Raw genomic sequence first — 26293 nt, 5'->3', positions numbered from 1 at the left:
ACCAGTTTAATTTCGAATAAATAATAGACCAACAGCTAAACAAATGAGGGTAATTAGCATAATGGTATCAACTGCTCCCCAGGTTAGCTGTCGATATTTTGTACGCCCTTCGCCCCCTCTGTATCCTCTAGCTTCCATCGCGATGGCTAGCTCTTCAGCTCGCTTAAATGAGCCAATAAAAAGAGGGACCAACAGCGGAACTACTGCTTTTAGTCGCTCCATGATAGGACCGCTACTAAAGTCTACACCACGGGCTGTTTGAGCTTTAATAATCTTATCTGTTTCATCCATTAAAGTTGGGATAAAGCGTAATGATATAGACATCATTAATGCTAGTTCATGAACAGGAAATTTTAGCTTCTTTAAAGGAGCTAGTAAACTCTCAATACCATCTGTTACTTGAATTGGCGTTGTTGTCAACGTTAGCAAAGTAGTAATTAAGATTAAAAATAAAAAGCGCAGGGATATTAATAACCCCTGAATAACTCCTCCTTGATGGACAGATAAGAAACCTAATTCAAACAGGACAGGCCCTTCTTTGGTCATAATGATATGCAAGATAAACGTGATAATAATAATCCATATAACCGGCTTTAAACCTCGTAAGATAAATGAAAATGGAACCTTGCTCATAAAGACCAAGACAGCCGTATAGACCCCTAGTAACAGGTAACCACCTGCATTATTAGCTAGGAATACGATTAGAATATAAGCAAATACGAGTAAAAGCTTAGCTCGAGGGTCCATTCTATGAACAACTGACTCCCCCGGGACATACTTCCCTATAATCATGGAATTCATCATGGCTTCTCACCCTTTAACATTAATCCTTGTACCTGGTGAATAACCTCTTGAAAAGTGAGGGGAACCTGATTATCCTTATGCATGAATTTCTCTTGTAGCTTTAAAGAAAAACGAAGCGTCTCCGGAACCTGTAGGCCGTATTCATTCAATTTCTCATACTGACTGAATACTTCTTTAGGAGTACCCTTGATAGCAATAGTCCCTTTATTCATAACCAAGACTTCATCTGCATACATTGCAGCATCTTCCATACTATGAGTAACGAGAATTGTTGTAAGGCCTTTTTCCTTATGAAGCGTATAAAGCATATCCATAATCTCTTTTCGACCTCTTGGATCTAAACCTGCTGTTGGCTCATCTAGCACCAGAACTTCAGGCTCCATTGCTAGAATTCCCGCAATAGCTACCCTTCTCATTTGTCCTCCACTCAAATCAAATGGAGAGCGCTGAAGCATATCTTGTGATAAACCTACCAATTCAATTAACTCTCTTGCTTTTTTCTGTGAATCTTCCAAGCTTGCCCCGTAATTCATTGGCCCAAAGCATATATCCTTCTCAATTGTTTCTTCAAACAGTTGATGCTCTGGAAACTGAAAAACTACTCCTACCTTTTGACGAATTGGCTTCAATTGCTTTTCTTTACGGTTAGACTCTATGGTACGATCGCCGATTTTAATGGAGCCAGACGTAGGCTTTAAGAGAGCATTTAGATGTTGAATAATCGTTGATTTACCAGAACCTGTATGTCCTATTACTGCTAGAAACGTCCCTGATTTAACAGTGAGGTTTAAATCATGGAGTGCCAAACGTTCAAAAGGAGTATTTAGTTGATAACGATGCTCTACGTCTTTGAATATAATGTCCATAGTTCGTTCACCAAATCCTCGTCCGTTAAATGAATTTTTGATAGCGGAATTCCTAAAGATGCAATCTTTTCACTTAGCTTCACTGAAAATGGTAAGTCTAAGCCAATTCTTGTTAATTCAGAGCCTAAAGCAAAAATCTCACTAGGTTTTCCACTCGCAAAAACTTTTCCTTTGTTTAAAACAATTACACGATCAGCCATAGCTACCTCATCTAAATCATGAGTAATTGAAATAACTGTGAGTTTTTTTTCTTCTTTTAATTTTCGAACAGTTTCAAGCACTTCTGTTCTTCCTATTGGATCTAACATTGAAGTAGCTTCATCTAAAACAATAATATCTGGCTGCACTGCTATGATGCCTGCAATTGCCACACGCTGCTTTTGACCTCCAGATAAGGAATGAGGCTCTTGATTAACATAATCGCTCATATTGACGAGCTTAAGAGCTTCAGGAATACGCTGAGCCATTACCTCGTACGGAATACCGTTATTCTCTAATCCAAATGCAATATCGTCTTGTACAGTAGAACCTACAAATTGATTATCAGGATTTTGAAACACCATACCAATTTGTTTACGAATTTCCCAGATAGTATCAGCATCAAGAAACGTATCCATTACTTTAACATGTCCAGATTCAGGAAGAAGCAAACCATTTAAAATTTTTGCCAGCGTTGATTTACCAGAGCCATTATGCCCCGCAATTGCCAACCATTCACCTTTATAAGCAGAGAAACTAATTTGATCGAGTGTTAGATCATCATTTGACTCATAGCGAAAACATAAATCCTTTACTTCAAGTGATGTCTCTTTCAACGTAACGATCCCTCTAATCTTTACTCTTCATATAAAAAGGTTGAAGAGTTAATGGTATAAAAAAAGGGCAACGACTAGTTTCAAACTGTCTCGCCCTTTTCCACATGTATAAATTATTAAACTAATTCAATGATAACGACTGGAGCACCGTCACCACGGCGTGGTCCAACTTTTAAGATACGAGTGTAACCGCCTTGGCGATCTTCATATCGAGTAGCGATATCGCTGAATAGTTTTTGTAATGCGCTTTGGTTAGCTTCTTCGTTAGCTACTTCGTTACGGATGTAAGCTGCAGCTTGACGACGAGCATGTAAATCTCCACGTTTACCTAAAGTAATCATTTTTTCAACAGTTGAACGTAACTCCTTAGCGCGAGCTTCAGTAGTTTCGATACGCTCGTTGATGATTAAATCAGTTGTTAAATCACGAAGAAGCGCCTTACGTTGTGCGCTTGTACGACCTAATTTACGGTAAGACATGTGAGGTCCCCTCCTTTGTTAAGTAGTTAAACAGATTAGTAAGATATCAATCGTCTTTACGTAAGCCCAAGCCTAGCTCTTCAAGTTTAGCTTTCACTTCTTCTAAAGATTTACGGCCTAAGTTACGAACTTTCATCATATCTTCTTCTGTTTTGTTAGCAAGCTCTTGTACAGTATTAATGCCTGCACGTTTTAAGCAGTTATAAGAACGAACAGATAAATCTAGTTCCTCGATAGTCATCTCAAGAACTTTTTCTTTCTGATCTTCTTCTTTTTCTACCATAATCTCTGCTTTTTGGGCTTCATCAGTTAAGTTAACAAAGATGTTTAAGTGCTCAGTTAAAATCTTTGCACCTAAAGCTACTGCTTTTTCTGGCTCGATGCTTCCATCAGTCCATACATCAAGTGTTAACTTATCATAATTCGTCATTTGACCCACACGAGTATTTTCTACATAATACGAAACACGCGTAACAGGAGTATAAATAGAATCAATTGGAAGAACTCCAATTGGTTGGTCTTCACGCTTGTTTGCATCGGCAGGATTATAACCTCGACCAGTGCGAGCAGTTAGTCTCATACGGAAATGAGCATCTGATTCAAGTGTAGCAATATGAAGATCTGGATTTAGAACTTCAATATCACTATCTGCTTGAATATCAGCAGCCGTGACAGTACCAGGACCTTTAACATCAATCTCAAGAGTTTTCTCTTCATCAGAGTAAATCTTTAACGCTAATTTCTTAACGTTTAAAATGATGTTTGTTACATCTTCAACAACCCCAGGGACTGTTGAGAATTCATGTAATACACCTTCAATTTGAATAGATGTTACAGCTGCACCAGGGAGTGAGGATAATAGGATACGACGTAAGGAGTTACCCAAAGTAGTACCATATCCACGCTCAAGTGGTTCGACGACGAATTTACCGTACTTTCTATCATCGCTGATTTCTACCGTTTCGATTTTTGGCTTTTCAATCTCTATCACAATAAACCCTCCTTCAAAACGTCGAAACCTCGGCTAGACTGAGTGTTCTCAAGGCCTAACCGAAATTCCCTATTAGACAGTTCCCGAATGTGCACAACAAATGAAAAAACATTTCGTTGCATGAATAAATTCTATACCATCATCATTATCGACAATTGTACAGAATCTATACATATTAATTATACACGACGACGTTTTGGCGGACGGCATCCGTTATGAGGAACAGGAGTAACATCTTTAATAGCTGTTACTTCTAAACCTGCAGCTTGAAGAGCACGGATTGCAGCTTCACGACCTGCACCAGGGCCTTTTACTGTTACTTCTAAAGTTTTCATACCATTGTCCATTGATACTTTAGCAGCTGTTTCAGCAGCCATTTGAGCAGCAAATGGAGTAGATTTACGAGAACCTCTGAAGCCAAGTGCACCTGCACTAGACCAAGCGATCGCATTACCGTGAACATCTGTAATAGTTACGATAGTGTTGTTAAACGTAGAACGAATGTGAGCAACACCAGATTCAATATTCTTTTTCACGCGACGTTTACGTGTATTAGTTTTACGTGCCATCTGTTAATGACCTCCCTTACTAATTATTTCTTCTTGTTCGCTACAGTACGGCGTGGGCCTTTACGTGTACGAGCATTGTTTTTACTGTTTTGACCACGAACTGGTAAACTACGACGGTGGCGGATACCACGGTATGAACCAATCTCAATTAAACGTTTGATGTTTAAAGAAACTTCACGACGAAGATCGCCTTCTACTTTATAGCTATCTAAAATATCACGAATTTTACCTAATTCTTCTTCTGTTAAGTCACGAACGCGAGTATCTTCAGAAACTCCAGCTTCAGCTAGAACTTTTTCAGCAGTTGGACGACCAATACCGAAAATGTATGTTAAAGAAATGACTACGCGTTTGTCACGAGGAATATCAACACCAGCAATACGTGCCATGTGAACAGTGCACCTCCTTATGATTAACCTTGTTTTTGTTTATGCTTAGGGTTTTCACAAATTACCATTACTTTACCTTTTCTGCGGATTACTTTACACTTTTCGCAGATCGGCTTTACCGATGGTCTGACTTTCATGTTTCATACCTCCTTGATAGTACGGAGTGCATAGGTTTTATTTGAAACGGTACGTAATTCTACCGCGAGTTAAATCGTATGGTGATAATTCTACAGTTACTTTGTCTCCAGGTAAAATGCGAATGAAGTGCATACGAATCTTACCAGATACATGAGCAAGTACTGTATGACCATTTTCTAATTCTACCTTGAACATTGCATTAGGTAAAGTCTCTAGGACTGTACCTTCTACTTCAATTACATCGTCTTTTGCCATTAAAGTGCTCTCCTTTCTTTGCAACAGTAACAAGCTATCATTAATTGACTTAAAAAGAACCTGTTCTGAACATCCGGAGATCGTAATCATTAAATTCATGATGGATCACGTTTGTAATATACATCTTTACCATTTTAACAGCAATTCAGACGAAAAACGAGCACCGTGAATTTAGATAATTACTGTTTAACTGTCCAGTGCATCTAGCGAGGAATGGATAGAGATAACCTTAACTACCAACTACAGCGTTGTTAGAATTTCATATCCCGTCTCAGTGATTGCAATTGTATGTTCGAAATGCGCACACATCTTTCCGTCGACTGTTACAACAGTCCAGTTATCAGATAATGTTTTTACATATCGAGTTCCAGCGTTCACCATTGGCTCTACTGCCAACACCATGCCTGGACGTAGACGCGGTCCTTTGTTTGGTGGACCATAATGTGGAATCTGCGGATCCTCATGTAAATCTTGGCCAACACCATGACCAACATATTCTCTTACAATTGAAAAGTTTTGAGATTCTGCATACGTTTGAATAGCATGTGAAATATTCGATAATCGATCGCCGGGCTTAGCTTGCTCTAAGCCTTTATAAAGAGATTGCTCTGTAACATCTAGAAGTCGTTGATTTTCTTCTGAAATCTTTCCGACCCCGTACGTCCAAGCAGAGTCACCGTGATAGCCATTGTATTTAGCACCAATGTCAATACTGATGATATCTCCCTCTTGCAGCTTTCTGTTTCCTGGAATACCATGAACTAATTCTTCGTTTACAGAAGCACAAATACTACCGCGAAAACCATTATACCCTTTAAAAGACGGAATTGCATCATGTTGACGAATAAATTTTTCAGCAATTGCATCCAATTCTTCCGTCGTAATACCAGGTTGAATATGTTTTTTTAACTCTTGATGAGTTAAAGCAACAATTTTCCCTGCTTCACGCATGATTGCAATTTCACGCTGCGTCTTGCAAATGATCATTGCTTGACTCCCCCGAGTAAATTACGGATGTCGTCAAATACAACGTTAATATCTTGATTACCATTAATATTGCGTAAATAACCTTTTTCTTCATAGAAATGAAGTAACGGCTTTGATTGTTCAACGTTGACTGAAAGTCTAGTTGAAACAGTTTCCTCATTATCATCTGCACGCTGGTATAGCTCTCCTCCACACTTATCACAAACGCCTTCTTTAGCAGGAGGGTTGAACACAAGGTGGTAAGTAGCTCCACAGTCTTTACAGATGCGACGCCCTGTTAGGCGTTCCATAAGGATACTTTCATCTACATCAATATTAATAACATAATCAATCTTTTTGTTTAATTCTTCTAAGATTGTTTCAAGAGCGTCTGCCTGTGCTACTGTTCTTGGGAATCCATCAAGTAAAAAGCCATTTTCACAATCTTGCTTGTTTAAACGTTCACGAACAATACCGATTGTTACTTCATCTGGCACAAGATTACCTTGGTCCATAAATGATTTAGCTTTTAAGCCTAGAGGAGTTCCTTCTTTAATTGCAGCTCGGAACATATCTCCTGTTGAGATATGAGGGATATCGTAATGCTCAACGATCTGTTCTGCTTGAGTACCTTTCCCAGCACCAGGAAGGCCCATTAACACTAAATTCATTTCTTGCTTCCCCCTCAGTATCTATCTGTTTAATGGGAAAGCAAGCTGCTTCCCACTAAACCTTTTATTTAATAAACCCTTTATAATGTCGTTTCACTAATTGACTCTCAAGCTGTTTCATTGTCTCAAGAGCTACACCGACAACGATTAACAAACTAGTACCACCAATCTGTGCAGACTGAGGTAAATTTGCAACCTGAATAAAAATCACTGGCAATACAGCAATTAACGCAAGGAAAATTGAACCGATTAATGTTAAGCGGTACAACACTTTTGTTAAATATTCTTGTGTACTTTTACCAGGGCGAATACCTGGAATGTATCCACCTTGCTTCTTCAAGTTTTCTGCTACTTGCTCTGGATTAACCTGAACAAATGTATAGAAATATGAGAAAGCAATGATCAACGCAACATATACTATCATACCAATTGGCTGAGTATAGTCAAACGTCTTTTGTATCCAATCTGTCACATCATTCGGACCGAAGAATGATGCAATCGTTGGTGGAGTAATAATGAATGAAACTGCAAAGATAACAGGGATAACCCCAGCAGCATTTACTTTTAACGGTAAATGTGTGGACTGACCACCAACAGGATTACGACCGGCTGAACCCTTTGCATATTGAATAGGTATTTTTCGTAATGCTTGTTGGAAGTAAATAACACCAACGACAATAGCTAATACAGCAAGTGCAATTAAAACAACTGTCACAATACGAATAAATAACTGATCCCCAACATCTTCAAATTGCTGAGCGTAGATCTGGTTGAGTGTTGTAGGAATCCCAGCAGCGATACCAGCAAAGATAATGATAGAAATACCATTACCAACGCCTTTTGCTGTAATCTGTTCGCCTAACCACATTAAGAACGCTGTTCCTGCCGTTAATACGACAGCAATTAAAAGATAAGTAGCGACTCCGGGATTAGCAATTAATTGCCCACCCGACATATTGTTAAATCCTATAGACATACCTAATGCCTGGATAAATCCAAGCACAATTGTTCCGTAACGAGTTACTTGAGCAAGTTTACGACGTCCAACTTCTCCTTGCTTTGACCATTCCGTAAACTTAGGTACAACATCCATCTGCAATAATTGAACAATGATGGATGCTGTAATATAAGGCATAATGCCCATTGCAAGAATAGAGAAGTTTTGAAGAGCCCCACCGCCAAATGTATTTAGAACTCCAAATACATTTAACTCGTCTTGCAACTTCAGTACATCCGTATTAACACTAGGTACAGGAATAAAAGTACCGATTCGGAAAATAACTAACATTAACAATGTGAAAAAGATTTTTTGTCTAATTTCACGTACGCGCATTAAATTGGAGATTGTTTGAAACATTATTAGATCACCTCTGCAGTTCCGCCAGCAGCTTCAATAGCTTCTTTAGCAGATGAGGAGAACTTAGCAGCTTTAACAGTTAGCTTAGTAGATAATGTACCGTTACCAAGTACTTTAATACCAGCCTTCTCTTTGCTTACTAAACCAGTTTCGATTAATAGTTCTGGTGTTACTTCAGTTCCATCTTCAAAACGATTTAAAGCTTCAAGGTTAACGATCGCATATTCTTTGCGATTGATGTTAGTGAAGCCACGTTTTGGAAGACGACGGAATAAAGGAGTTTGACCACCTTCGAATCCAGGTCTTACGCCACCGCCAGAACGAGCGTTTTGCCCTTTGTGACCTTTACCTGAAGTCTTTCCGTTACCTGAACCAGTACCACGACCTACACGGTTACGCACTTTACGTGAACCTGCAGCTGGTTGTAATTCATGAAGTTTCATTCCGGAGCACCTCCTTAGAGTGACAATTTATAATTATTGCTCTTTTACTGTAACAAGGTGAGCTACTTTGTTAATCATACCGCGAATTGCAGGATTATCGTCTTGAACGACAGTTTGGTTTACTTTACGTAAGCCAAGTGTACGAACAGTTACACGTTGATCTTCTGGACGACCAATTACGCTACGAGTGAGGGTAATTGCTAATTTGTTTGCCATTCTGTGTCCCTCCTTATCCTAACAGTTCTTCTACAGACTTACCACGTAGTTTTGCAACTTCTTCTGCACGCTTTAGGTTAGCTAAACCGTTAAGAGTTGCACGTACCATGTTAATTGGAGTATTTGAACCTAAAGATTTAGATAGAATATCACTTACGCCAGCTAATTCTAATACCGCACGAACTGGACCACCAGCGATAACTCCCGTACCTTCAGAAGCAGGTTTCAAGAAAATTTGACCTGCACCAAATTGTCCAAGGATTTCGTGTGGAATTGTAGTACCAACCATAGGTACAGTGATTAAGTTTTTCTTCGCATCTTCAATTGCTTTACGGATTGCATCTGGTACCTCTTGTGCTTTACCAGTACCAAATCCAACATGACCGTTTTTGTCACCAACTACTACTAAAGCAGCAAAGCGGAAACGACGTCCACCTTTAACAACTTTAGCTACGCGGTTAACGGTAACAACACGTTCTTCAAGCTCTAATTTATTTGGATCAATACGACGCATGATTTTCCCTCCTTTTACAATTAGAATTGTAATCCAGCTTCACGAGCAGCGTCAGCTAAAGCTTTTACGCGACCATGATATAAATAACCGCCACGATCGAATACTACTTCTTTCACGCCATTTTCTACTGCGCGCTTAGCAACTAATTCGCCAACTTTTGTAGCAGCTTCAACGTTACTAGTACCTTCTAAAGAAAGATCTTTATCTAGAGTAGACGCACTAGCGATTGTTACTGAATTTAAATCGTCAATGACTTGTGCATAAATATGTTGGTTAGAACGGTACACGTTTAAACGTGGACGAGTTGCAGTACCAGACAATTTAGCACGAACACGAGCATGTCTTTTCTTACGAACCTTGTTCTTATCTTGCTTCGTGATCATTTCGGTCACTCCTTTCTTTTACCTAACTGGCATTACTTCTTAGCAGTTTTACCTTCTTTACGACGAACATATTCACCTTCATAACGAATACCTTTACCTTTGTAAGGCTCTGGTGGGCGAACGTCACGGATATTTGCAGCTAATGCACCTACACGCTCTTTATCGATACCTTTAATAACAATTTTAGTTTGAGAAGGAACCTCAACCTCGATACCTTGCTCTGGAGTAATCTCAACTGGATGAGAGTATCCAACGCTCAATACTAATTTGCTACCAGATTTTTGCGCACGGTAACCAACACCGACTAATTCTAAACCACGTTCGAAACCATTTGTAACACCTTCAACCATGTTACCTAATAGGCTACGAGTAGTTCCGTGAAGAGCACGGTGCTCCTTGTTGTCGCTAGGACGAGTTACAACTAATACGTTATCTTCAACTTTGATTTCAATCTCAGGGTGGAATGTACGAGTCAATTCACCCTTTGGCCCTTTTACAGTTACAGTGTTGTTTTCGTTTGTAACTGTAACACTTGCAGGAAGTTCTAAAGGCTTTTTACCAACACGTGACATAACTTACACCTCCATTCACTTTAAAAACTTATTACCAAACGTATGCTAATACTTCTCCACCTGTTTGTTTTTGACGAGCTTCTTTGTCAGTTAAAACACCTTGAGAAGTAGAAACGATTGCAATTCCTAAACCGTTAAGTACACGAGGTACTTCGTTTGTTTTTGCATATACACGTAGACCAGGTTTACTGATACGTTTTAAGCCTGTAATTACACGCTCATTGTTTGCACCGTATTTTAAGAAGATACGGATGATACCTTGTTTGTTATCTTCGATGTATTCTACATCACGCACAAAACCCTCACGCTTAAGGATTTCTGCAATTTGCTTCTTAATGTTTGAAGCAGGAACTTCGATTTTTTCATGACGAACCATGTTCGCATTGCGGATACGAGTTAGTAAATCTGCAATAGGATCAGTCATTACCATATTAATTTACCTCCTTCCCAAACTTGGGTTTTACCAACTAGCTTTTTTAACACCAGGAATTTGACCTTTATAAGCAAGCTCACGGAAACAAATACGGCAAAGCTTGAATTTACGTAGTACTGAGTGTGGACGTCCACAACGTTCGCAACGTGTGTACTCTTGTACTTTGAACTTCTGCTGGCGTTTTTGCTTCGCAATCATTGATTTTTTAGCCACATTTTCGCCTCCTCTGCTTAACGTTGGCAGTTATTACTTCTGGAATGGCATACCGAACTGAGTTAAAAGCTCACGAGCTTCTTCATCAGTATTTGCTGTTGTAACAATAACGATATCCATACCACGAACTTTACTCACTTTATCATAATCGATCTCTGGGAAGATCAATTGCTCTTTAACACCTAATGTGTAGTTTCCACGACCATCAAATGCTTTTTTAGATACTCCACGGAAATCACGTACACGTGGAAGTGAAACTGAAACTAATTTATCGAAGAACTCATACATGCGCTCGCCGCGTAAAGTTACTTTAGCACCGATTGGCATACCTTCACGTAGACGGAAACCTGCAATAGATTTCTTAGCACGAGTTACGATAGGTTTTTGACCAGTGATTTCTGCTAATTCTTCAACAGCGTTATCTAGAGCTTTTGAGTTAGAAACAGCTTCACCGATACCCATGTTAATAACGATCTTTTCGATCTTTGGCACTTGCATTACAGATTCATAATTAAACTTGCTCACTAGAGCAGGTGTAATTTCTTTTGTAAACTTCTCTTTAAGACGGTTCATGTGAACTATACCTCCCTTCACATTTCAATAATTATTTATCTAAAGTTTCACCAGATTTTTTTGCTACACGTACCTTTTTGCCGTCGATTACTTTGTAACCAACACGTGTTGGCTCACCAGATTTCGGATCTAATGGCATTACGTTAGATACGTGGATAGGTGCCTCTTGGCTAACGATTCCACCTTGTGGATTTACTTGAGAAGGTTTAGAGTGTTTTTTCACTACGTTTACGCCTTCTACAAGTACACGGTTTTTCTTTGGAAAAGCAGCAAGTACTTCGCCTTGTTTGCCTTTATCTTTACCAGAGATAACCACTACTTTGTCGCCCTTTTTTACATGCATCCTATTCGCACCTCCTTAAAAGGCATTTTGTTTTTATTCATTAATATATAATTAGATAACTTCTGGAGCTAAAGATACGATCTTCATGAAGTTGTTGTCACGTAATTCACGAGCAACTGGTCCAAAGATACGAGTACCACGTGGACTCTTATCGTCACGGATGATTACGCAAGCATTTTCGTCGAAACGGATGTATGAACCGTCGTTACGACGAACACCACGTTTTGTACGTACTACTACTGCTCGAACAACGTCACCTTTTTTAACAACGCCTCCTGGTGTTGCTTGTTTCACCGTACAAACGATAACATCACCAATATTAGCTGTCTTACGACCAGAACCACCTAATACTTTGATAGTAAGTACTTCACGCGCACCAGAGTTGTCTGCAACTTTTAAACGAGATTCTTGTTGAATCATGTACGAAACCTCCCTTCGGATGAATCATTCTTATCCGATCTGTCTTTCACTATTAGATAATAACAGCTTCTTCTACAACTTCTACTAGACGGAAACGTTTAGTAGCTGATAACGGACGAGTTTCCATGATTTTCACGATATCGCCCACTTTAGCTGTGTTATTCTCATCGTGAGCTTTGAACTTTTTTGAGTACTTTACACGTTTACCGTAAAGCGAATGCTTTTTGTAAGTTTCTACAAGAACAGTAACAGTCTTATCCATTTTGTCAGAAACTACGCGGCCAGTGTAAACTTTACGTTGATTGCGTTCACTCATTCTGAAAGCCTCCTCTCAGACTTATTATTTATTAGCAGCGATCTCTCTTTCACGAACTACAGTCTTCATGCGAGCAATCGCTTTGCGTACTTCGCGAATACGAGTAGTATTCTCTAATTGTCCAGTCGCTAATTGGAAACGAAGGTTAAATAACTCTTCTTTTAAAGCTTTAACTTTTTGTTCAATTTCGGCAGTGGTAAGGTCACGAATTTCATTAGCTTTCATTAGATTCACCACCAATTTCTTCACGTTTTACAAACTTACACTTTACTGGTAGCTTGTGAGCTGCTAAACGTAATGCTTCACGAGCAACTTCTTCAGATACACCTGAGATTTCAAACATTACTTTACCAGGCTTAACAACAGCTACCCAACCTTCAGGTGCACCTTTACCAGAACCCATGCGCACTTCTAGTGGTTTAGCAGTATAAGGTTTAGAAGGGAAAATTTTAATCCATACTTTACCGCCACGTTTCATGTAACGAGTCATAGCGATACGAGCAGATTCGATTTGACGGTTTGTAATCCAAGAAGCTTCTAAAGCTTGTAAACCGAACTCACCGAAGTGTACTTCAGTACCACCTTTTGCACGTCCTCGCATTTTTCCGCGGTGTTCGCGACGATATTTAACGCGTTTTGGCAATAACATTATTATTTTCCTCCTTCCTCAGATTTCTTTTTAGTAGGAAGGACTTCTCCACGATAGATCCATACTTTCACGCCAAGCTTACCGTAAGTTGTATCTGCTTCAGCATGAGCATAATCGATATCAGCGCGAAGTGTATGAAGTGGAACTGTACCTTCACTATAGTATTCAGAGCGAGCAATGTCAGCTCCGCCTAGACGACCAGATACCATTGTTTTGATACCTTGTGCACCAGCACGCATTGTGCGTTGAATTGATTGCTTTTGCGCACGACGGAATGATACACGATTTTCAAGTTGACGAGCGATGTTTTCAGCTACAAGCTTAGCATCTAAGTCAGCTCTTTTGATTTCTAAAATGTTGATGTGTACACGCTTGCCTGTTAATTGGTTAAGAGCTTTACGAAGTGCTTCAACTTCAGTACCACCTTTACCAATTACCATACCAGGTTTTGCAGTGTGGATCGTTACGTTTAAACGGTTAGCAGCACGCTCGATTTCTACTTTAGAAACAGCTGCATCGTTAAGACGTTTAGCGATATATTCACGTACTTTTAAGTCTTCATGTAATAAGTCAGCATAGTCTTTACCAGCGAACCATCTTGATTCCCAATCACGGATGACGCCGACGCGTAGACCAACTGGATTTACCTTTTGACCCATGAATTATCCCTCCTTCTTTTCTGATACCACGATTGTAATGTGGCTTGTGCGTTTGTTAATTTGGCTTGCACGACCTTGAGCACGTGGACGGAAACGTTTTAAAGTTGGACCTTCGTCAACAAAAACTTCAGAAACAACTAAGTTGTTAGCGTCCATTTCATAATTGTGTTCTGCATTGGCAATAGCAGATTTTAATAGTTTCTCAACAACCGGAGAAGCAGCCTTAGGCGTGTGAAGTAGCACTGCTAATGCTTCACCCACTTGCTTACCTCGAATTAAATCTACAACTAAACGAACTTTACGAGGAGCAATACGTACTGTTCTCGCAACAGCTTTAGCTTGCATTTAAAAGCCTCCTCTCATATTAGCGTCTTGTTTTCTTATCGTCACTTGCGTGACCTTTATAAGTACGAGTTGGTGCGAATTCACCAAGTTTATGACCTACCATATCTTCAGTTACATAAACAGGTACATGTTTACGACCGTCATATACAGCAATAGTGTGACCGATGAATTGAGGGAAAATAGTTGAACGACGAGACCAAGTTTTAACAACTTGTTTGCTGTCTGTTTCGTTTAACTTCTCAATTTTATTAATTAAGTGTCCATCAACAAAAGGTCCTTTTTTTAAGCTGCGACCCATAAGTGAACCTCCCTTCGTGATTGTTCTACGGTTCGTTTGAACCGTAGCTCAATCCCGTTATTTTTTACGACGACGAACGATAAATTTATCGGATTTATTTTTCTTCTTACGAGTTTTAAATCCAAGTGTTGGTTTGCCCCATGGACTCATTGGAGACTTACGTCCGATAGGTGAACGTCCTTCACCACCACCGTGTGGGTGATCATTAGGGTTCATTACAGAACCACGAACAGTTGGACGGATACCTAACCAACGAGAACGACCAGCTTTACCAATGTTGATTAGTTCGTGTTGCTCATTACCTACTTGACCTACAGTAGCGCGGCAAGTAGCTAAGATCATGCGAACTTCACCAGAAGTTAAACGTACTAATACGTATTTACCTTCTTTACCAAGTACTTGTGCAGAAGCACCAGCTGAACGTACTAATTGTCCACCTTTACCTGGTTTTAATTCGATGTTGTGTACTACTGTACCAACAGGAATGTTTGCTAATGGAAGAGCGTTACCTACTTTAATGTCAGCTTCAGTACCTGACATAACTTCCATACCTACTTTAAGGTTTTTAGGAGCAAGAATGTAACGTTTTTCACCATCAGCATAATTGATTAATGCGATGTTCGCTGAACGGTTTGGATCATACTCGACTGTAGCAACGCGTCCAGGTATTCCATCTTTATCACGTTTAAAGTCGATGATACGGTATTGACGTTTGTGCCCACCACCTTGGTGACGAACAGTGATTTTACCTTGGTTGTTACGACCACCTTTGCGTGTAACAGGCGCAAGTAACGATTTTTCTGGTTTGTCAGTAGTGATTTCAGCGAAATCTGAAACAGACATACCACGACGACCATTTGAGGTTGGTTTGTACTTTTTAATCGCCATCTCAATTTCCCTCCTTCTCTATTAATCTTAAGCTTCGAAGAATTCGATTTCGTTGCTTTCTTGAGTTAGCGTTACTACCGCTTTACGACGACGGTTTGTAAGACCGCTATAACGACCTACACGTTTGAATTTACCTTTGTAGTTCATGATGTTTACTTTTTCAACTTTTACGTCAAAGATTCTTTCGATCGCATCTTTAACTTCAGTTTTATTAGCTTTAACATCAACTTCAAAAGTGTATTTCTTCTCAGTCATTAAGTCTGTTGAACGTTCTGTAATTACGGGGCGCTTAATAATATCACGAGGATCTTTCATTATGCAAGCACCTCCTCTACTTTTTCAACTGCGTCTTTAGTAATTACAAGCTTATCGTGATTAACAACGTCTAATACGCTTAATCCGTTAGCTGTAACAACTGTTACACCAGGAATGTTACGTGCTGAAAGTGCAACATTTTCATTAAGATCAGCAGTTACTACTAATGCTTTGCGCTCTACTGTTAGGTTTTTAAGAACTGCTACCATATCTTTTGTTTTTGGAGCATCAAAAGATAAAGCTTCAAGTACAACAATGCTGTTATCTTGAACTTTTGTAGATAAAGCAGACTTAATAGCTAAACGACGAACTTTTTTAGGTAACTTGTAGCTATAGCTTCTTGGAACTGGACCAAATACTACGCCACCACCACGCCATTGTGGAGAACGGATAGATCCTTGACGCGCACGACCAGTACCTTTTTGACGCCATGGCTTACGACCACCACCACGTACTTCAGAACGATTTTTTACTTTAGAAGTACCTTGACGCATCGCTGCACGTTGCATGATGATTGCATCAAAAAGTACTTTGTTATTAGGTTCGATACCGAAAACGGCATCTTGTAATTCGATTTCACCAACGTTTTTACCGTCTTGGTTAAACAATGCTACTTTTGGCATTGGTTATTCCTCCTTTCTCGAAGAATTATTATTTAGATTTAACCGCAGATTTTACAGTTACTAGAGATTTTCTAGCTCCTGGCACGTTACCTTTTACTAATAAAAGGTTGCGTTCTACGTCAACTTTTACGATTGATAAGTTTTGAACTGTAATGCGCTCTCCACCCATGCGTCCTGGTAATAATTTACCTTTGAATACGCGGTTTGGAGCAACAGGACCCATTGAACCTGGGCGACGGTGGTAACGAGAACCGTGAGACATTGGTCCACGAGATTGTCCGTGGCGTTTAATAGCACCTTGGAAACCTTTACCTTTTGAAACTCCTGTTACATCGATTACATCGCCTTCTGCGAAAATATCAACCTTGACTTCTTGACCAACTTCATATTCTGAAGCGTTCACTCCGCGTAACTCACGGATGAAGCGCTTAGGAGCAGTATTAGCTTTAGAAGCGTGTCCTTTAGCAGGTTTATTAGATAATTTCTCACGAATATCTTCAAAACCTAATTGGATTGCTTCGTAACTGTCTGTCTCAGCGTTTTTAACTTGAAGAACTACGTTTGGAGTAGCTTCAATTACTGTTACAGGGATTAAATCACCGTTTTCAGCGAATACTTGAGTCATACCGATCTTTCTTCCTAAGATTCCTTTGGCCATTAGTCACACCTCCTAAGTATGTCTTCATTCTTTATTTTAAATTAAAGTTTAATTTCGATATCTACACCAGATGGTAAATCTAAACGCATTAATGAATCAACAGTTTGTGGTGTTGGATTCACGATATCAATTAAGCGTTTATGCGTGCGCATTTCGAATTGCTCACGAGAATCTTTATATTTGTGCACAGCACGTAGAATTGTATAAACTGATTTCTCAGTTGGTAACGGAATCGGACCAGATACTGTAGCGCCAGAGCGTTTAGCAGTTTCTACGATTTTCTCAGCTGATTGATCAAGAATTCTGTGATCGTATGCTTTTAAACGAATGCGAATTTTTTCTTTTGCCATTATTTTCCCTCCTTTTTCGCCTATCTTTCTAAATAGACATTCTCCGCGGAAATTTCCCCACACTCGCCATGGCAAAGCGGCCGGGTGTATCGGCAACCTTCCGCATCATCGCAGTCAAAGACCAACATTCTTATTGTACTAAAAATGGGCCGGCATTGCAACAGTCTTTATAAAAAATATAAAACTTTTTTTCTGTTGCGCACTTTTCTCATTATATATAAAACAAATACACAATGCAAGTGTAATAATAAAATCTCTATTTACCTTTTATGACCAAAAAAAAGAAGCAGGAAATCCTGCTTCTTTTTTAAGAGTAAGAGATTACTCAGTGATTGTAGCTACAACGCCAGCGCCTACTGTACGTCCACCTTCACGGATTGAGAATTTAGTTCCTTCTTCAATCGCGATTGGAGCGATAAGTTCAACAGTCATTTCGATGTTGTCGCCAGGCATTACCATTTCTACGCCTTCAGGTAGGTTACAAATACCAGTTACATCAGTTGTACGGAAGTAGAACTGAGGACGGTAGTTGCTGAAGAATGGAGTGTGACGTCCACCTTCTTCTTTAGAAAGAACGTATACTTCAGCTTTGAATTTAGTGTGTGGAGTGATTGTACCTGGCTTAGCAAGTACTTGTCCACGTTGGATATCTTCACGAGAAACACCGCGAAGTAAAGCACCGATGTTGTCACCAGCTTCAGCATAATCAAGAAGCTTACGGAACATTTCTACACCAGTTACAGTAGTAGATTTTGATTCTTCAGCTAAACCGATGATGTCTACAACGTCACCAACTTTAACTTGTCCACGCTCAACACGACCAGTAGCAACTGTACCACGACCAGTGATTGAGAATACGTCCTCAACTGGCATCATGAATGGCTTTTCAGTGTCACGCTCTGGAGTTGGGATGTACTCATCAACAGCGTCCATAAGCTCGATGATTTTAGCTTCCCAATCAGCATCTCCTTCAAGAGCTTTAAGAGCAGAACCTTTGATTACAGGTACATCGTCACCTGGGAAGTCGTATTCAGAAAGAAGGTCACGTACTTCCATTTCTACTAATTCAAGTAACTCTTCGTCGTCTACCATGTCACATTTGTTTAAGAATACAACTAGGTATGGAACACCTACTTGACGAGAAAGAAGGATGTGCTCACGAGTTTGTGGCATTGGGCCGTCAGCAGCAGATACTACTAAGATACCGCCGTCCATTTGTGCAGCACCAGTGATCATGTTTTTAACGTAGTCAGCATGTCCTGGGCAGTCAACGTGTGCGTAGTGACGAGTGTCAGTTTCGTACTCAACGTGTGCAGTTGAGATTGTGATTCCACGCTCGCGCTCTTCTGGAGCAGCATCGATCATGTCGTAAGCCATAGCTGCACCTTTACCACTCTTCTTAGCAAGTACAGTAGTGATAGCAGCTGTTAAAGTTGTTTTACCATGGTCAACGTGACCAATTGTACCAATATTGGCATGTGTTTTTGAACGGTCGAATTTTTCTTTACCCATTCGTAACGCCTCCTTAATTTCTTATAATGTAAATTTATGAGGCCGTGAAAGGGAATCAACTCCACTTTCACAGCGTACATAAGTAGTTATACTTTAATAAAGGGTGAAAATCAATTATTCACCTTTATTTTTTTTAATAATTTCTTCTGAAATTGATTTTGGTACTTCTTCATAGTGATCAAAGTGCATAGAGTAGTTTCCACGACCTTGAGTATTAGAACGTAATGCAGTTGCATAACCAAACATTTCAGAAAGTGGTACGAATGCGCGTACTACTTGAGCGTTTCCGCGAGCTTCCATACCTTCTACACGTCCACGACGAGAAGTGATGTCACCCATGATGTCACCTAAGTACTCATCAGGAATTACAACTTCAACTTTCATCATTGGCTCAAGAATAACTGGGTTACATTTTGAAACTGCGTTTTTAAGTGCCATAGAAGCGGCAATTTTAAACGCCATCTCACTTGAGTCAACGTCATGGTAAGAACCGTCTACTAAAGCAGCTTTAACGTCGATTACTGGGTAGCCTGCTAATACACCATTTTGAAGTGCATCTTCAAGACCAGCCTGAACTGCAGGGATGTATTCACGTGGAACTACACCACCAACAATTTTGTTTTCGAATTCGAAGCCTTTACCTTCTTCGTTCGGTTCAAATTCAATCCAAACGTGACCGAATTGTCCACGACCACCAGATTGACGTGCAAATTTACCTTCAACTTTCGCAGAACCACGGAAAGTCTCACGGTATGCTACTTGAGGAGCACCAACGTTAGCTTCTACTTTGAACTCGCGACGCATACGGTCAACGATAATATCTAAGTGAAGTTCACCCATACCAGAGATGATAATTTGACCAGTCTCTGTGTTAGTTTCCGCACGGAAAGTTGGATCTTCTTCTTGTAGCTTTTGAAGAGCAGTTGTCATCTTATCTTGGTCAGCTTTTGATTTAGGCTCAACAGATAATGAAATAACTGGCTCTGGGAACTCCATAGACTCAAGAATAACAAGATTCTTTTCATCACATAAAGTATCACCAGTAGTAGTATCTTTCAAACCTACAGCAGCAGCGATATCTCCAGCATGTACAGATGAAATCTCTTCACGAGAGTTAGCATGCATTTGTAGGATACGTCCTACACGCTCACGCTTACCTTTTGTAGAGTTTTGTACGTATGAACCAGAGTTAAGAATTCCAGAGTATACGCGGAAGAATGTTAATTTCCCTACGTATGGATCTGTCATTACTTTAAACGCTAAAGCTGAGAATGGAGCATCGTCGCTAGATGGACGTACAACTTCTTCATCAGTATCAGGAGTGATACCTTTAATTGGTGGTACATCTGTTGGAGCTGGTAAGTAATCAATTACCGAGTTCAACATTAATTGTACACCTTTGTTTTTGAACGCTGATCCACAAAGAACTGGGTAGAATTCAACGTCACAAGTACCTTTACGGATAGCAGCTTTTAGTTCTTCAACGCTAAGCTCGCCTTCTTCAAGATACTTCATCATTAATTCTTCATCAAGTTCTGCAGCAGCTTCTACAAGTTTAGCATTATATTCTTCAGCTAATTCCTTGTATTCTTCTGGAATCTCGATTTCTTGAATATCAGTTCCTAGGTCATTACCGTAGTGGTAAGCTTTCATTTCCACTAAGTCAATGATTCCTGTGAATTGATCTTCAGCACCGATTGGCAATTGGATTGGGTGCGCATTTGCACCTAAACGATCATGGATCGTTTTAACAGAGTACAAGAAGTCAGCACCAATTTTGTCCATTTTGTTTACGAATACTACACGCGGTACACCGTATGTAGTAGCCTGACGCCATACAGTTTCTGTTTGAGGCTCAACACCAGATTGAGCATCAAGAACTGCCACCGCACCATCAAGTACACGAAGTGAACGTTCAACTTCTACAGTGAAGTCTACGTGTCCAGGAGTATCGATGATGTTAACACGGTGACCTTTCCAAGAAGCAGTTGTTGCAGCAGACGTGATTGTAATACCACGCTCTTGCTCCTGCTCCATCCAGTCCATTTGTGAAGCTCCTTCGTGAGTTTCACCAATTTTATGGATACGACCAGTATAATAAAGAACACGCTCAGTTGTTGTTGTTTTACCAGCATCAATATGAGCCATGATACCAATATTACGAGTGTTTTCTAAGGAGAACTCTCTTGCCATGTTAGGTATTTCTCCTTCCATATTATAATTAGTTTTTTTAGTTGATTCGTTAAAAGATTACCAACGGTAGTGAGCAAACGCTTTGTTCGCTTCTGCCATTTTGTGAGTATCTTCACGTTTCTTAACTGCAGCACCAGTGTTGTTAGCTGCGTCAAGGATTTCGTTAGCTAAACGCTCTTCCATCGTTTTTTCTCCACGAAGACGAGCATAGTTTACTAACCAACGAAGACCTAGAGTTGTACGACGCTCTGGACGTACTTCTACAGGAACTTGGTAGTTAGAACCCCCTACACGGCGTGCTCTAACTTCTAATACAGGCATGATGTTTTTAAGAGCTTGGTCGAATACTTCCATAGCTTCTTTACCACTGCGCTCTTGTACTAGATCGAATGCTCTATAAAGAATAGCTTGTGACTTACCGCGCTTTCCATCAAGCATCATTTTGTTGATTAAGCGTGATACAAGCTTTGAATTGTAAATTGGATCTGGTAATACGTCTCTCTTTGCGACTGGACCCTTACGTGGCATTCTAATTTCCTCCTTTCACTTATGAGAATAGTTCTATTTGTTGTTTATATTATTTTTTAGCTGCTTTTGGTCGCTTAGTACCATATTTAGAACGACCTTGCATACGGCCATCCACACCAGCAGTATCTAACGCACCACGTACGATATGGTAACGTACCCCTGGTAAGTCTTTTACACGTCCACCGCGGATAAGTACCACGCTGTGTTCTTGTAAGTTGTGACCGATACCTGGGATATAAGCAGTAACCTCGATACCGTTAGTTAAACGTACACGAGCATATTTACGAAGAGCCGAGTTCGGTTTCTTCGGTGTCATAGTACCCACACGTGTACATACACCACGTTTTTGTGGAGAAGATAGGTTAGTTTGAGCTTTTTTGAAGCTGTTGTAACCTTTGTTTAAAGCAGGTGAGTCAGATTTTTGAACCTTGCTCACACGACCTTTACGGATTAATTGATTAATAGTAGGCATTTGAATTTCCTCCTTTCGGCTTTTGTAAGACCACACATCCAGGTGGTTCATTTTTTAGCAAAAAACAAAGTCTTTGAACACTAGTCCAAAAACGTGTTAACTAATAATTGCAACAGCTGCCGCATCTACTTCTATTCCACAAGCTTTTCCAAGCTCTTTCATAGAATTAACAAAACTGTAGGGAGTGTTTTCTTGCACAGCAACTTTCACTACCAAGTCGGTAATGTAGGTGTCTGCATTATCCGCAAGTATAACTTCCTTTACAATTCCTTTTTTTAAAGCTTTCACTGTCTGCTTAGTTCCTACAATAATATGATCAGCCTGTGATACTTTTTCATAAGACATTATCATATCCTCCAAAGCAACAGGTAGTTTATAGGAGCACCTTTGATATAGTATCATTCCCTAGAATGGATGTCAACTACACGATGCAGTTTTTTAAAAAAAACATCCATTCTAGAAAAATGATTACTTATTAATCGATTGTTACTGGCTCTTCAACTTGATTCTTAACTGGTTCAGCATTACGATATCTCGTCATACCAGTACCAGCAGGAACAAGTTTACCAATAATAACGTTCTCTTTAAGACCTAATAACTCATCACGTTTTCCTTTAATAGCTGCATCTGTAAGAACACGAGTTGTTTCTTGGAATGATGCTGCTGATAAGAAGGAATCTGTTTCAAGAGATGCTTTTGTGATACCAAGTAGTACAGGGCGACCAGTAGCTGGACGATTACCCTCTAGTAATACTTTTTCGTTAGCATCTGTAAATTGGTGGATGTCCAGTAGTGAACCTGGTAATACATCTGTATCTCCAGAATCCATTACTCTCACTTTACGAAGCATTTGGCGTACCATTACTTCAACGTGCTTATCACCAATTTCTACCCCTTGCATACGGTATACTTTTTGTACTTCACGCAGTAGGTATTCTTGAACAGCAGTGATATCTTTTACTTTTAATAATTCTTTCGGATCAATTGAACCTTCTGTCAACTCTTGACCACGAGCGATCTCTTGGCCTTCAGTTACCTTCAAGCGTGCGCTATAAGGAGCTGTGTAAGAGCGCGTTTCAATGTCACCTTGAACTGTAATTTCATGTTGACGGTCACGTCCTTCAGTAATTGAAGTAACGGTACCTTCGATTTCTGAAATAACAGCTTGCCCTTTAGGATTACGAGCTTCGAAAATCTCTTGGATACGAGGTAAACCTTGAGTGATGTCATCTCCGGCAACCCCACCAGTATGGAATGTACGCATTGTTAACTGTGTACCTGGCTCACCGATTGATTGAGCAGCGATGATACCAACTGCTTCACCAACTTCAACTTCTGAACCAGTCGCCAAGTTACGTCCGTAACATTTTTTACATACTCCATGACGAGTGTTACAAGTAAATGCAGAACGAATCCATACTTCTTCAACACCAGCATTTACGATTTCTTCAGCTAGATCTTCTGTAATTAATTCATTTTCTGCTACAAGTACTTCGTTTGTTTCTGGATGAACAACAGTTTTACGTGCATAACGTCCAATTAGACGCTCATCCAGCTTTTCGATTTCCTCCGTACCTTCTTTGATTGCAACAGCCAAGATTCCTCGGTCTGTACCACAATCATCATCACGAACGATAACATCTTGAGCCACATCAACAAGACGACGAGTAAGGTAACCTGAGTCAGCTGTTTTAAGGGCTGTATCGGCAAGACCTTTACGCGCACCGTGAGTAGAGATAAAGTATTCTAATACTGTTAAACCTTCACGGAAACTTGATTTGATCGGTAACTCAATGATACGTCCAGACGGGTTAGCCATCAGACCACGCATACCAGCAAGCTGCGTGAAGTTAGATGCGTTACCACGGGCACCAGAGTCACTCATCATAAAGATTGGATTTCGTTTATCTAAGGATTCCATCAGCTTACCTTGGATAACGTCTTTCGCACTACTCCAAATTGAGATTACGCGATCATAACGCTCATCTTCAGTAATTAAACCACGACGGAACTGTTTTAGAACATTATCTACTTTAGCTTGCGCTTCTTGTAAGATAACCTCTTTTTCACCTAATACAACGATATCTGCTACACCAACTGTAATACCAGCTTTAGTAGAATATTTGAACCCTAGGTCTTTCATGCGATCAAGCATTTTAGACGTTTCAGTAATCTTGAAGCGTTTGAATACTTCAGCAATGATATTACCTAAGATTTTCTTCTTAAATGGTGCAATTGCAGGTTGATTTTTAATAAATTCTTTTACGTTAGCACCTTTTTCAACAAAGTATTTATCCGGTGTCTTAACTTCAAGATTTTCTCTTGTTGGTTCGTTAATGTACGGGAACGATTTTGGTAAGATTTCGTTAAATACAAGCTTACCTACAGTCGTCACTAATAATTGTTGGTTTTGTGCTTCGGTAAATGTTTGGTTATTTAAAGAACCAGCGTAGACACCAACACGAGTATGTAAGTGTACATATCCGTTTTGGTATGCAAGCAATGCTTCGTTTGTATCTTTAAATACCATACCTTCACCCACTGCGTCTTCACGCTCAAGTGTTAAGTAATAGTTACCTAATACCATATCTTGAGATGGTGTAACAACTGGTTTACCATCTTTTGGATTCAGGATGTTTTGTGCAGCTAACATTAGGATACGAGCTTCTGCTTGTGCTTCCGCAGATAGCGGTACGTGAACGGCCATTTGGTCACCATCAAAGTCCGCATTGTATGCTGTACATACAAGTGGATGTAGACGGATTGCACGCCCTTCTACTAATGTAGGTTCAAATGCTTGGATACCTAGTCTGTGAAGCGTAGGTGCACGGTTTAAAAGAACTGGATGCTCTTTAATAACCGATTCTAATACGTCCCATACCTCAGGTTGGACACGCTCAATCTTACGTTTCGCACTCTTAATATTATGAGCTAAACCACGCTCAACTAACTCTTTCATAACAAATGGCTTAAATAACTCTAACGCCATTTCTTTTGGTAAGCCACATTGATACATCTTTAAGTTCGGTCCTACAACGATTACAGAACGTCCAGAGTAGTCAACACGTTTACCCAGTAAGTTTTGACGGAAGCGTCCTTGCTTACCTTTTAACATGTGTGAAAGAGATTTTAACGGACGGTTACCAGGACCTGTTACAGGGCGACCACGACGACCGTTATCGATTAAAGCATCTACAGCTTCTTGAAGCATACGCTTTTCGTTTTGAACGATAATGCTAGGAGCTCCAAGATCAAGTAAACGTTTTAAGCGGTTGTTACGGTTAATTACACGGCGATATAAATCGTTTAAGTCAGATGTTGCAAAACGTCCACCATCTAATTGAACCATTGGACGAAGTTCCGGTGGGATAACCGGTAAAACATCTAAAATCATCCAAGAAGGTTCATTACCAGAATGACGGAAAGCTTCCAACACTTCTAAACGCTTAATTGCGCGCGTACGACGTTGACCTTGAGCAGTTTTAAGCTCTTCTTTTAGAGCATCTACTTCTTTGTCAAGATCGATGTCTTGTAATAATTTCTTAACAGCTTCCGCACCCATCGCAGCATGGAAAGTTTTTCCGTACTTTTCACGATATGCACGATATTCTTTTTCAGATAACAGCTGTTTCTTTTCAAGCGGTGTATCACCAGCATCTGTCACAACATATGAAGCAAAATAGATAATCTCCTCTAGCGCACGAGGGGACATGTCTAAGACAAGTCCCATGCGGCTAGGGATACCTTTGAAGTACCAAATGTGCGAAACAGGTGCAGCTAGTTCAATATGTCCCATACGTTCACGACGTACTTTTGCTCTTGTTACTTCTACTCCACAGCGGTCACATACTACGCCTTTGTAACGAACACGTTTGTATTTACCACAGTGGCACTCCCAGTCCTTTTGTGGACCAAAGATACGCTCACAAAACAAACCATCTTTTTCAGGCTTTAATGTACGATAGTTGATCGTTTCCGGTTTTTTTACCTCACCGTATGACCAAGAGCGAATTTTATCTGGCGAAGCTAGACCAATTTTCATATACTCAAAGTTATTTACATCTAGCAAGGAGCCTA

39 protein-coding genes are annotated in these 26293 nt (G+C 39.9%); all 39 read right to left on the bottom strand.

The window, feature by feature from the left end; all coding sequences use genetic code 11:
* Positions 1-6 precede the first annotated feature (6 nt).
* The 39 genes from EPL02_RS07595 to rpoC all read right to left on the bottom strand — a co-directional run bounded on the left by EPL02_RS07595 (position 7) and on the right by rpoC (position 26285).
* Positions 7-804 carry an energy-coupling factor transporter transmembrane component T family protein gene (locus tag EPL02_RS07595; RefSeq protein ID WP_094913063.1) on the bottom strand — a complete coding sequence of 266 codons (798 nt, stop codon included), beginning with the start codon at positions 802-804 and terminating at the stop codon, positions 7-9.
* Positions 801-1670, bottom strand: coding sequence for an energy-coupling factor ABC transporter ATP-binding protein (locus tag EPL02_RS07590; RefSeq protein ID WP_094913064.1), 870 nt, complete (start codon positions 1668-1670; stop codon positions 801-803). The genes EPL02_RS07595 and EPL02_RS07590 overlap by 4 nt, the downstream gene beginning before the upstream one ends.
* Positions 1646-2485: an energy-coupling factor ABC transporter ATP-binding protein gene (locus EPL02_RS07585; protein WP_131887390.1), complete on the bottom strand. Its 840-nt coding sequence runs from the start codon at positions 2483-2485 to the stop codon at positions 1646-1648. Before EPL02_RS07585 ends, EPL02_RS07590 begins: the two co-directional genes overlap by 25 nt.
* Positions 2486-2601: 116 nt before the next feature.
* A complete protein-coding gene (gene rplQ / locus EPL02_RS07580; RefSeq protein ID WP_094913066.1) occupies positions 2602-2964 on the bottom strand; it encodes a 50S ribosomal protein L17 in 363 nt (120 codons plus the stop codon).
* A gap of 46 nt (positions 2965-3010) precedes the next feature.
* Positions 3011-3955: a DNA-directed RNA polymerase subunit alpha gene (locus EPL02_RS07575; RefSeq protein WP_013054952.1), complete on the bottom strand. Its 945-nt coding sequence runs from the start codon at positions 3953-3955 to the stop codon at positions 3011-3013.
* A 179-nt stretch (positions 3956-4134) separates the two neighbouring features.
* Positions 4135-4524, bottom strand: a complete 390-nt coding sequence (gene rpsK, locus EPL02_RS07570; protein WP_025909750.1) for a 30S ribosomal protein S11 — start codon at positions 4522-4524, stop codon at positions 4135-4137.
* Between the two features lie 23 nt (positions 4525-4547).
* Positions 4548-4913 carry a 30S ribosomal protein S13 gene (rpsM, locus tag EPL02_RS07565; protein ID WP_013054950.1) on the bottom strand — a complete coding sequence of 122 codons (366 nt, stop codon included), beginning with the start codon at positions 4911-4913 and terminating at the stop codon, positions 4548-4550.
* Positions 4914-4936: 23 nt separating this feature from the next.
* Positions 4937-5050, bottom strand: a complete 114-nt coding sequence (rpmJ, locus tag EPL02_RS07560; protein ID WP_003156543.1) for a 50S ribosomal protein L36 — start codon at positions 5048-5050, stop codon at positions 4937-4939.
* Between the two features lie 37 nt (positions 5051-5087).
* Positions 5088-5306 carry a translation initiation factor IF-1 gene (gene infA, locus EPL02_RS07555; RefSeq protein WP_025909748.1) on the bottom strand — a complete coding sequence of 73 codons (219 nt, stop codon included), beginning with the start codon at positions 5304-5306 and terminating at the stop codon, positions 5088-5090.
* Positions 5307-5546: 240 nt separating this feature from the next.
* Positions 5547-6293, bottom strand: coding sequence for a type I methionyl aminopeptidase (gene map, locus EPL02_RS07550; RefSeq protein WP_094913067.1), 747 nt, complete (start codon positions 6291-6293; stop codon positions 5547-5549).
* On the bottom strand, positions 6290-6943 hold the full coding sequence (locus EPL02_RS07545; RefSeq protein ID WP_094913068.1) for an adenylate kinase: 654 nt from the start codon (positions 6941-6943) through the stop codon (positions 6290-6292). Before EPL02_RS07545 ends, map begins: the two co-directional genes overlap by 4 nt.
* A 64-nt stretch (positions 6944-7007) precedes the next feature.
* On the bottom strand, positions 7008-8300 hold the full coding sequence (gene secY, locus EPL02_RS07540) for a preprotein translocase subunit SecY (RefSeq protein ID WP_094913069.1): 1293 nt from the start codon (positions 8298-8300) through the stop codon (positions 7008-7010).
* Between the two features lie 2 nt (positions 8301-8302).
* A complete protein-coding gene (gene rplO / locus EPL02_RS07535) occupies positions 8303-8743 on the bottom strand; it encodes a 50S ribosomal protein L15 (RefSeq protein WP_025909744.1) in 441 nt (146 codons plus the stop codon).
* A 33-nt stretch (positions 8744-8776) separates the two neighbouring features.
* The gene (gene rpmD / locus EPL02_RS07530; protein ID WP_025909743.1) at positions 8777-8959 is read right to left on the bottom strand and encodes a 50S ribosomal protein L30; all 183 of its coding nucleotides are present in this window, start codon (positions 8957-8959) and stop codon (positions 8777-8779) included.
* Between the two features lie 13 nt (positions 8960-8972).
* Entirely contained in the window at positions 8973-9473 is a 501-nt protein-coding gene (rpsE, locus tag EPL02_RS07525; protein WP_025909742.1) for a 30S ribosomal protein S5, read from the bottom strand.
* A 20-nt stretch (positions 9474-9493) separates the two neighbouring features.
* Positions 9494-9856: a 50S ribosomal protein L18 gene (gene rplR, locus EPL02_RS07520; RefSeq protein WP_094913070.1), complete on the bottom strand. Its 363-nt coding sequence runs from the start codon at positions 9854-9856 to the stop codon at positions 9494-9496.
* A gap of 32 nt (positions 9857-9888) precedes the next feature.
* Positions 9889-10428 (bottom strand): 50S ribosomal protein L6, encoded by a 540-nt coding sequence (rplF, locus tag EPL02_RS07515; protein WP_025909740.1) that lies wholly within the window; start codon positions 10426-10428, stop codon positions 9889-9891.
* 31 nt (positions 10429-10459) lie between these two features.
* Positions 10460-10858, bottom strand: a complete 399-nt coding sequence (gene rpsH, locus EPL02_RS07510) for a 30S ribosomal protein S8 (protein ID WP_025909739.1) — start codon at positions 10856-10858, stop codon at positions 10460-10462.
* Positions 10859-10888: 30 nt separating this feature from the next.
* Positions 10889-11074 carry a type Z 30S ribosomal protein S14 gene (locus EPL02_RS07505; protein ID WP_025909738.1) on the bottom strand — a complete coding sequence of 62 codons (186 nt, stop codon included), beginning with the start codon at positions 11072-11074 and terminating at the stop codon, positions 10889-10891.
* Positions 11075-11107: 33 nt separating this feature from the next.
* Positions 11108-11647: a 50S ribosomal protein L5 gene (rplE, locus tag EPL02_RS07500; RefSeq protein ID WP_061784775.1), complete on the bottom strand. Its 540-nt coding sequence runs from the start codon at positions 11645-11647 to the stop codon at positions 11108-11110.
* Between the two features lie 31 nt (positions 11648-11678).
* A complete protein-coding gene (gene rplX, locus EPL02_RS07495) occupies positions 11679-11990 on the bottom strand; it encodes a 50S ribosomal protein L24 (protein ID WP_025909736.1) in 312 nt (103 codons plus the stop codon).
* A 51-nt stretch (positions 11991-12041) separates the two neighbouring features.
* Positions 12042-12410, bottom strand: coding sequence for a 50S ribosomal protein L14 (gene rplN / locus EPL02_RS07490; RefSeq protein WP_025909735.1), 369 nt, complete (start codon positions 12408-12410; stop codon positions 12042-12044).
* 52 nt (positions 12411-12462) lie between these two features.
* Positions 12463-12726, bottom strand: a complete 264-nt coding sequence (gene rpsQ / locus EPL02_RS07485; protein WP_025909734.1) for a 30S ribosomal protein S17 — start codon at positions 12724-12726, stop codon at positions 12463-12465.
* Positions 12727-12750: 24 nt separating this feature from the next.
* Positions 12751-12951, bottom strand: coding sequence for a 50S ribosomal protein L29 (gene rpmC, locus EPL02_RS07480; protein ID WP_025909733.1), 201 nt, complete (start codon positions 12949-12951; stop codon positions 12751-12753).
* Positions 12941-13375 carry a 50S ribosomal protein L16 gene (gene rplP, locus EPL02_RS07475; protein ID WP_025909732.1) on the bottom strand — a complete coding sequence of 145 codons (435 nt, stop codon included), beginning with the start codon at positions 13373-13375 and terminating at the stop codon, positions 12941-12943. Before rplP ends, rpmC begins: the two co-directional genes overlap by 11 nt.
* Positions 13376-13377: 2 nt before the next feature.
* The gene (rpsC, locus tag EPL02_RS07470; protein WP_094913071.1) at positions 13378-14034 is read right to left on the bottom strand and encodes a 30S ribosomal protein S3; all 657 of its coding nucleotides are present in this window, start codon (positions 14032-14034) and stop codon (positions 13378-13380) included.
* Positions 14035-14037: 3 nt separating this feature from the next.
* Entirely contained in the window at positions 14038-14379 is a 342-nt protein-coding gene (rplV, locus tag EPL02_RS07465) for a 50S ribosomal protein L22 (protein ID WP_025909730.1), read from the bottom strand.
* Between the two features lie 19 nt (positions 14380-14398).
* On the bottom strand, positions 14399-14677 hold the full coding sequence (gene rpsS, locus EPL02_RS07460) for a 30S ribosomal protein S19 (protein ID WP_025909729.1): 279 nt from the start codon (positions 14675-14677) through the stop codon (positions 14399-14401).
* A gap of 57 nt (positions 14678-14734) precedes the next feature.
* Positions 14735-15565 (bottom strand): 50S ribosomal protein L2, encoded by an 831-nt coding sequence (gene rplB / locus EPL02_RS07455; RefSeq protein WP_025909728.1) that lies wholly within the window; start codon positions 15563-15565, stop codon positions 14735-14737.
* A 27-nt stretch (positions 15566-15592) separates the two neighbouring features.
* Complete coding sequence (gene rplW / locus EPL02_RS07450; RefSeq protein ID WP_061784776.1) at positions 15593-15880, bottom strand: 50S ribosomal protein L23; 288 nt, start codon at positions 15878-15880, stop codon at positions 15593-15595.
* Complete coding sequence (gene rplD / locus EPL02_RS07445; protein ID WP_131887389.1) at positions 15880-16503, bottom strand: 50S ribosomal protein L4; 624 nt, start codon at positions 16501-16503, stop codon at positions 15880-15882. Before rplD ends, rplW begins: the two co-directional genes overlap by 1 nt.
* Positions 16504-16531: 28 nt before the next feature.
* Positions 16532-17161, bottom strand: coding sequence for a 50S ribosomal protein L3 (rplC, locus tag EPL02_RS07440; RefSeq protein ID WP_025909725.1), 630 nt, complete (start codon positions 17159-17161; stop codon positions 16532-16534).
* 41 nt (positions 17162-17202) lie between these two features.
* A complete protein-coding gene (gene rpsJ, locus EPL02_RS07435) occupies positions 17203-17511 on the bottom strand; it encodes a 30S ribosomal protein S10 (protein ID WP_061784777.1) in 309 nt (102 codons plus the stop codon).
* 321 nt (positions 17512-17832) lie between these two features.
* Positions 17833-19023 carry an elongation factor Tu gene (gene tuf / locus EPL02_RS07430; protein WP_025909723.1) on the bottom strand — a complete coding sequence of 397 codons (1191 nt, stop codon included), beginning with the start codon at positions 19021-19023 and terminating at the stop codon, positions 17833-17835.
* A gap of 114 nt (positions 19024-19137) precedes the next feature.
* Positions 19138-21216 carry an elongation factor G gene (gene fusA / locus EPL02_RS07425; RefSeq protein ID WP_094913073.1) on the bottom strand — a complete coding sequence of 693 codons (2079 nt, stop codon included), beginning with the start codon at positions 21214-21216 and terminating at the stop codon, positions 19138-19140.
* 57 nt (positions 21217-21273) lie between these two features.
* Positions 21274-21744: a 30S ribosomal protein S7 gene (gene rpsG / locus EPL02_RS07420; RefSeq protein ID WP_013054923.1), complete on the bottom strand. Its 471-nt coding sequence runs from the start codon at positions 21742-21744 to the stop codon at positions 21274-21276.
* A gap of 49 nt (positions 21745-21793) precedes the next feature.
* Positions 21794-22216 (bottom strand): 30S ribosomal protein S12, encoded by a 423-nt coding sequence (gene rpsL / locus EPL02_RS07415; protein ID WP_094913074.1) that lies wholly within the window; start codon positions 22214-22216, stop codon positions 21794-21796.
* 96 nt (positions 22217-22312) lie between these two features.
* Positions 22313-22561 carry a 50S ribosomal protein L7ae-like protein gene (locus tag EPL02_RS07410; RefSeq protein WP_025909720.1) on the bottom strand — a complete coding sequence of 83 codons (249 nt, stop codon included), beginning with the start codon at positions 22559-22561 and terminating at the stop codon, positions 22313-22315.
* Positions 22562-22691: 130 nt separating this feature from the next.
* A complete protein-coding gene (rpoC, locus tag EPL02_RS07405) occupies positions 22692-26285 on the bottom strand; it encodes a DNA-directed RNA polymerase subunit beta' (protein ID WP_094913076.1) in 3594 nt (1197 codons plus the stop codon).
* Positions 26286-26293: the final 8 nt, after the last annotated feature.

This window comes from Bacillus sp. CBEL-1 (genome assembly GCF_004348885.1).
Classification (GTDB): domain Bacteria; phylum Bacillota; class Bacilli; order Bacillales; family Bacillaceae_H; genus Priestia; species Priestia aryabhattai_A.
This window is presented reverse-complemented; position numbering and strand designations above follow the sequence as displayed.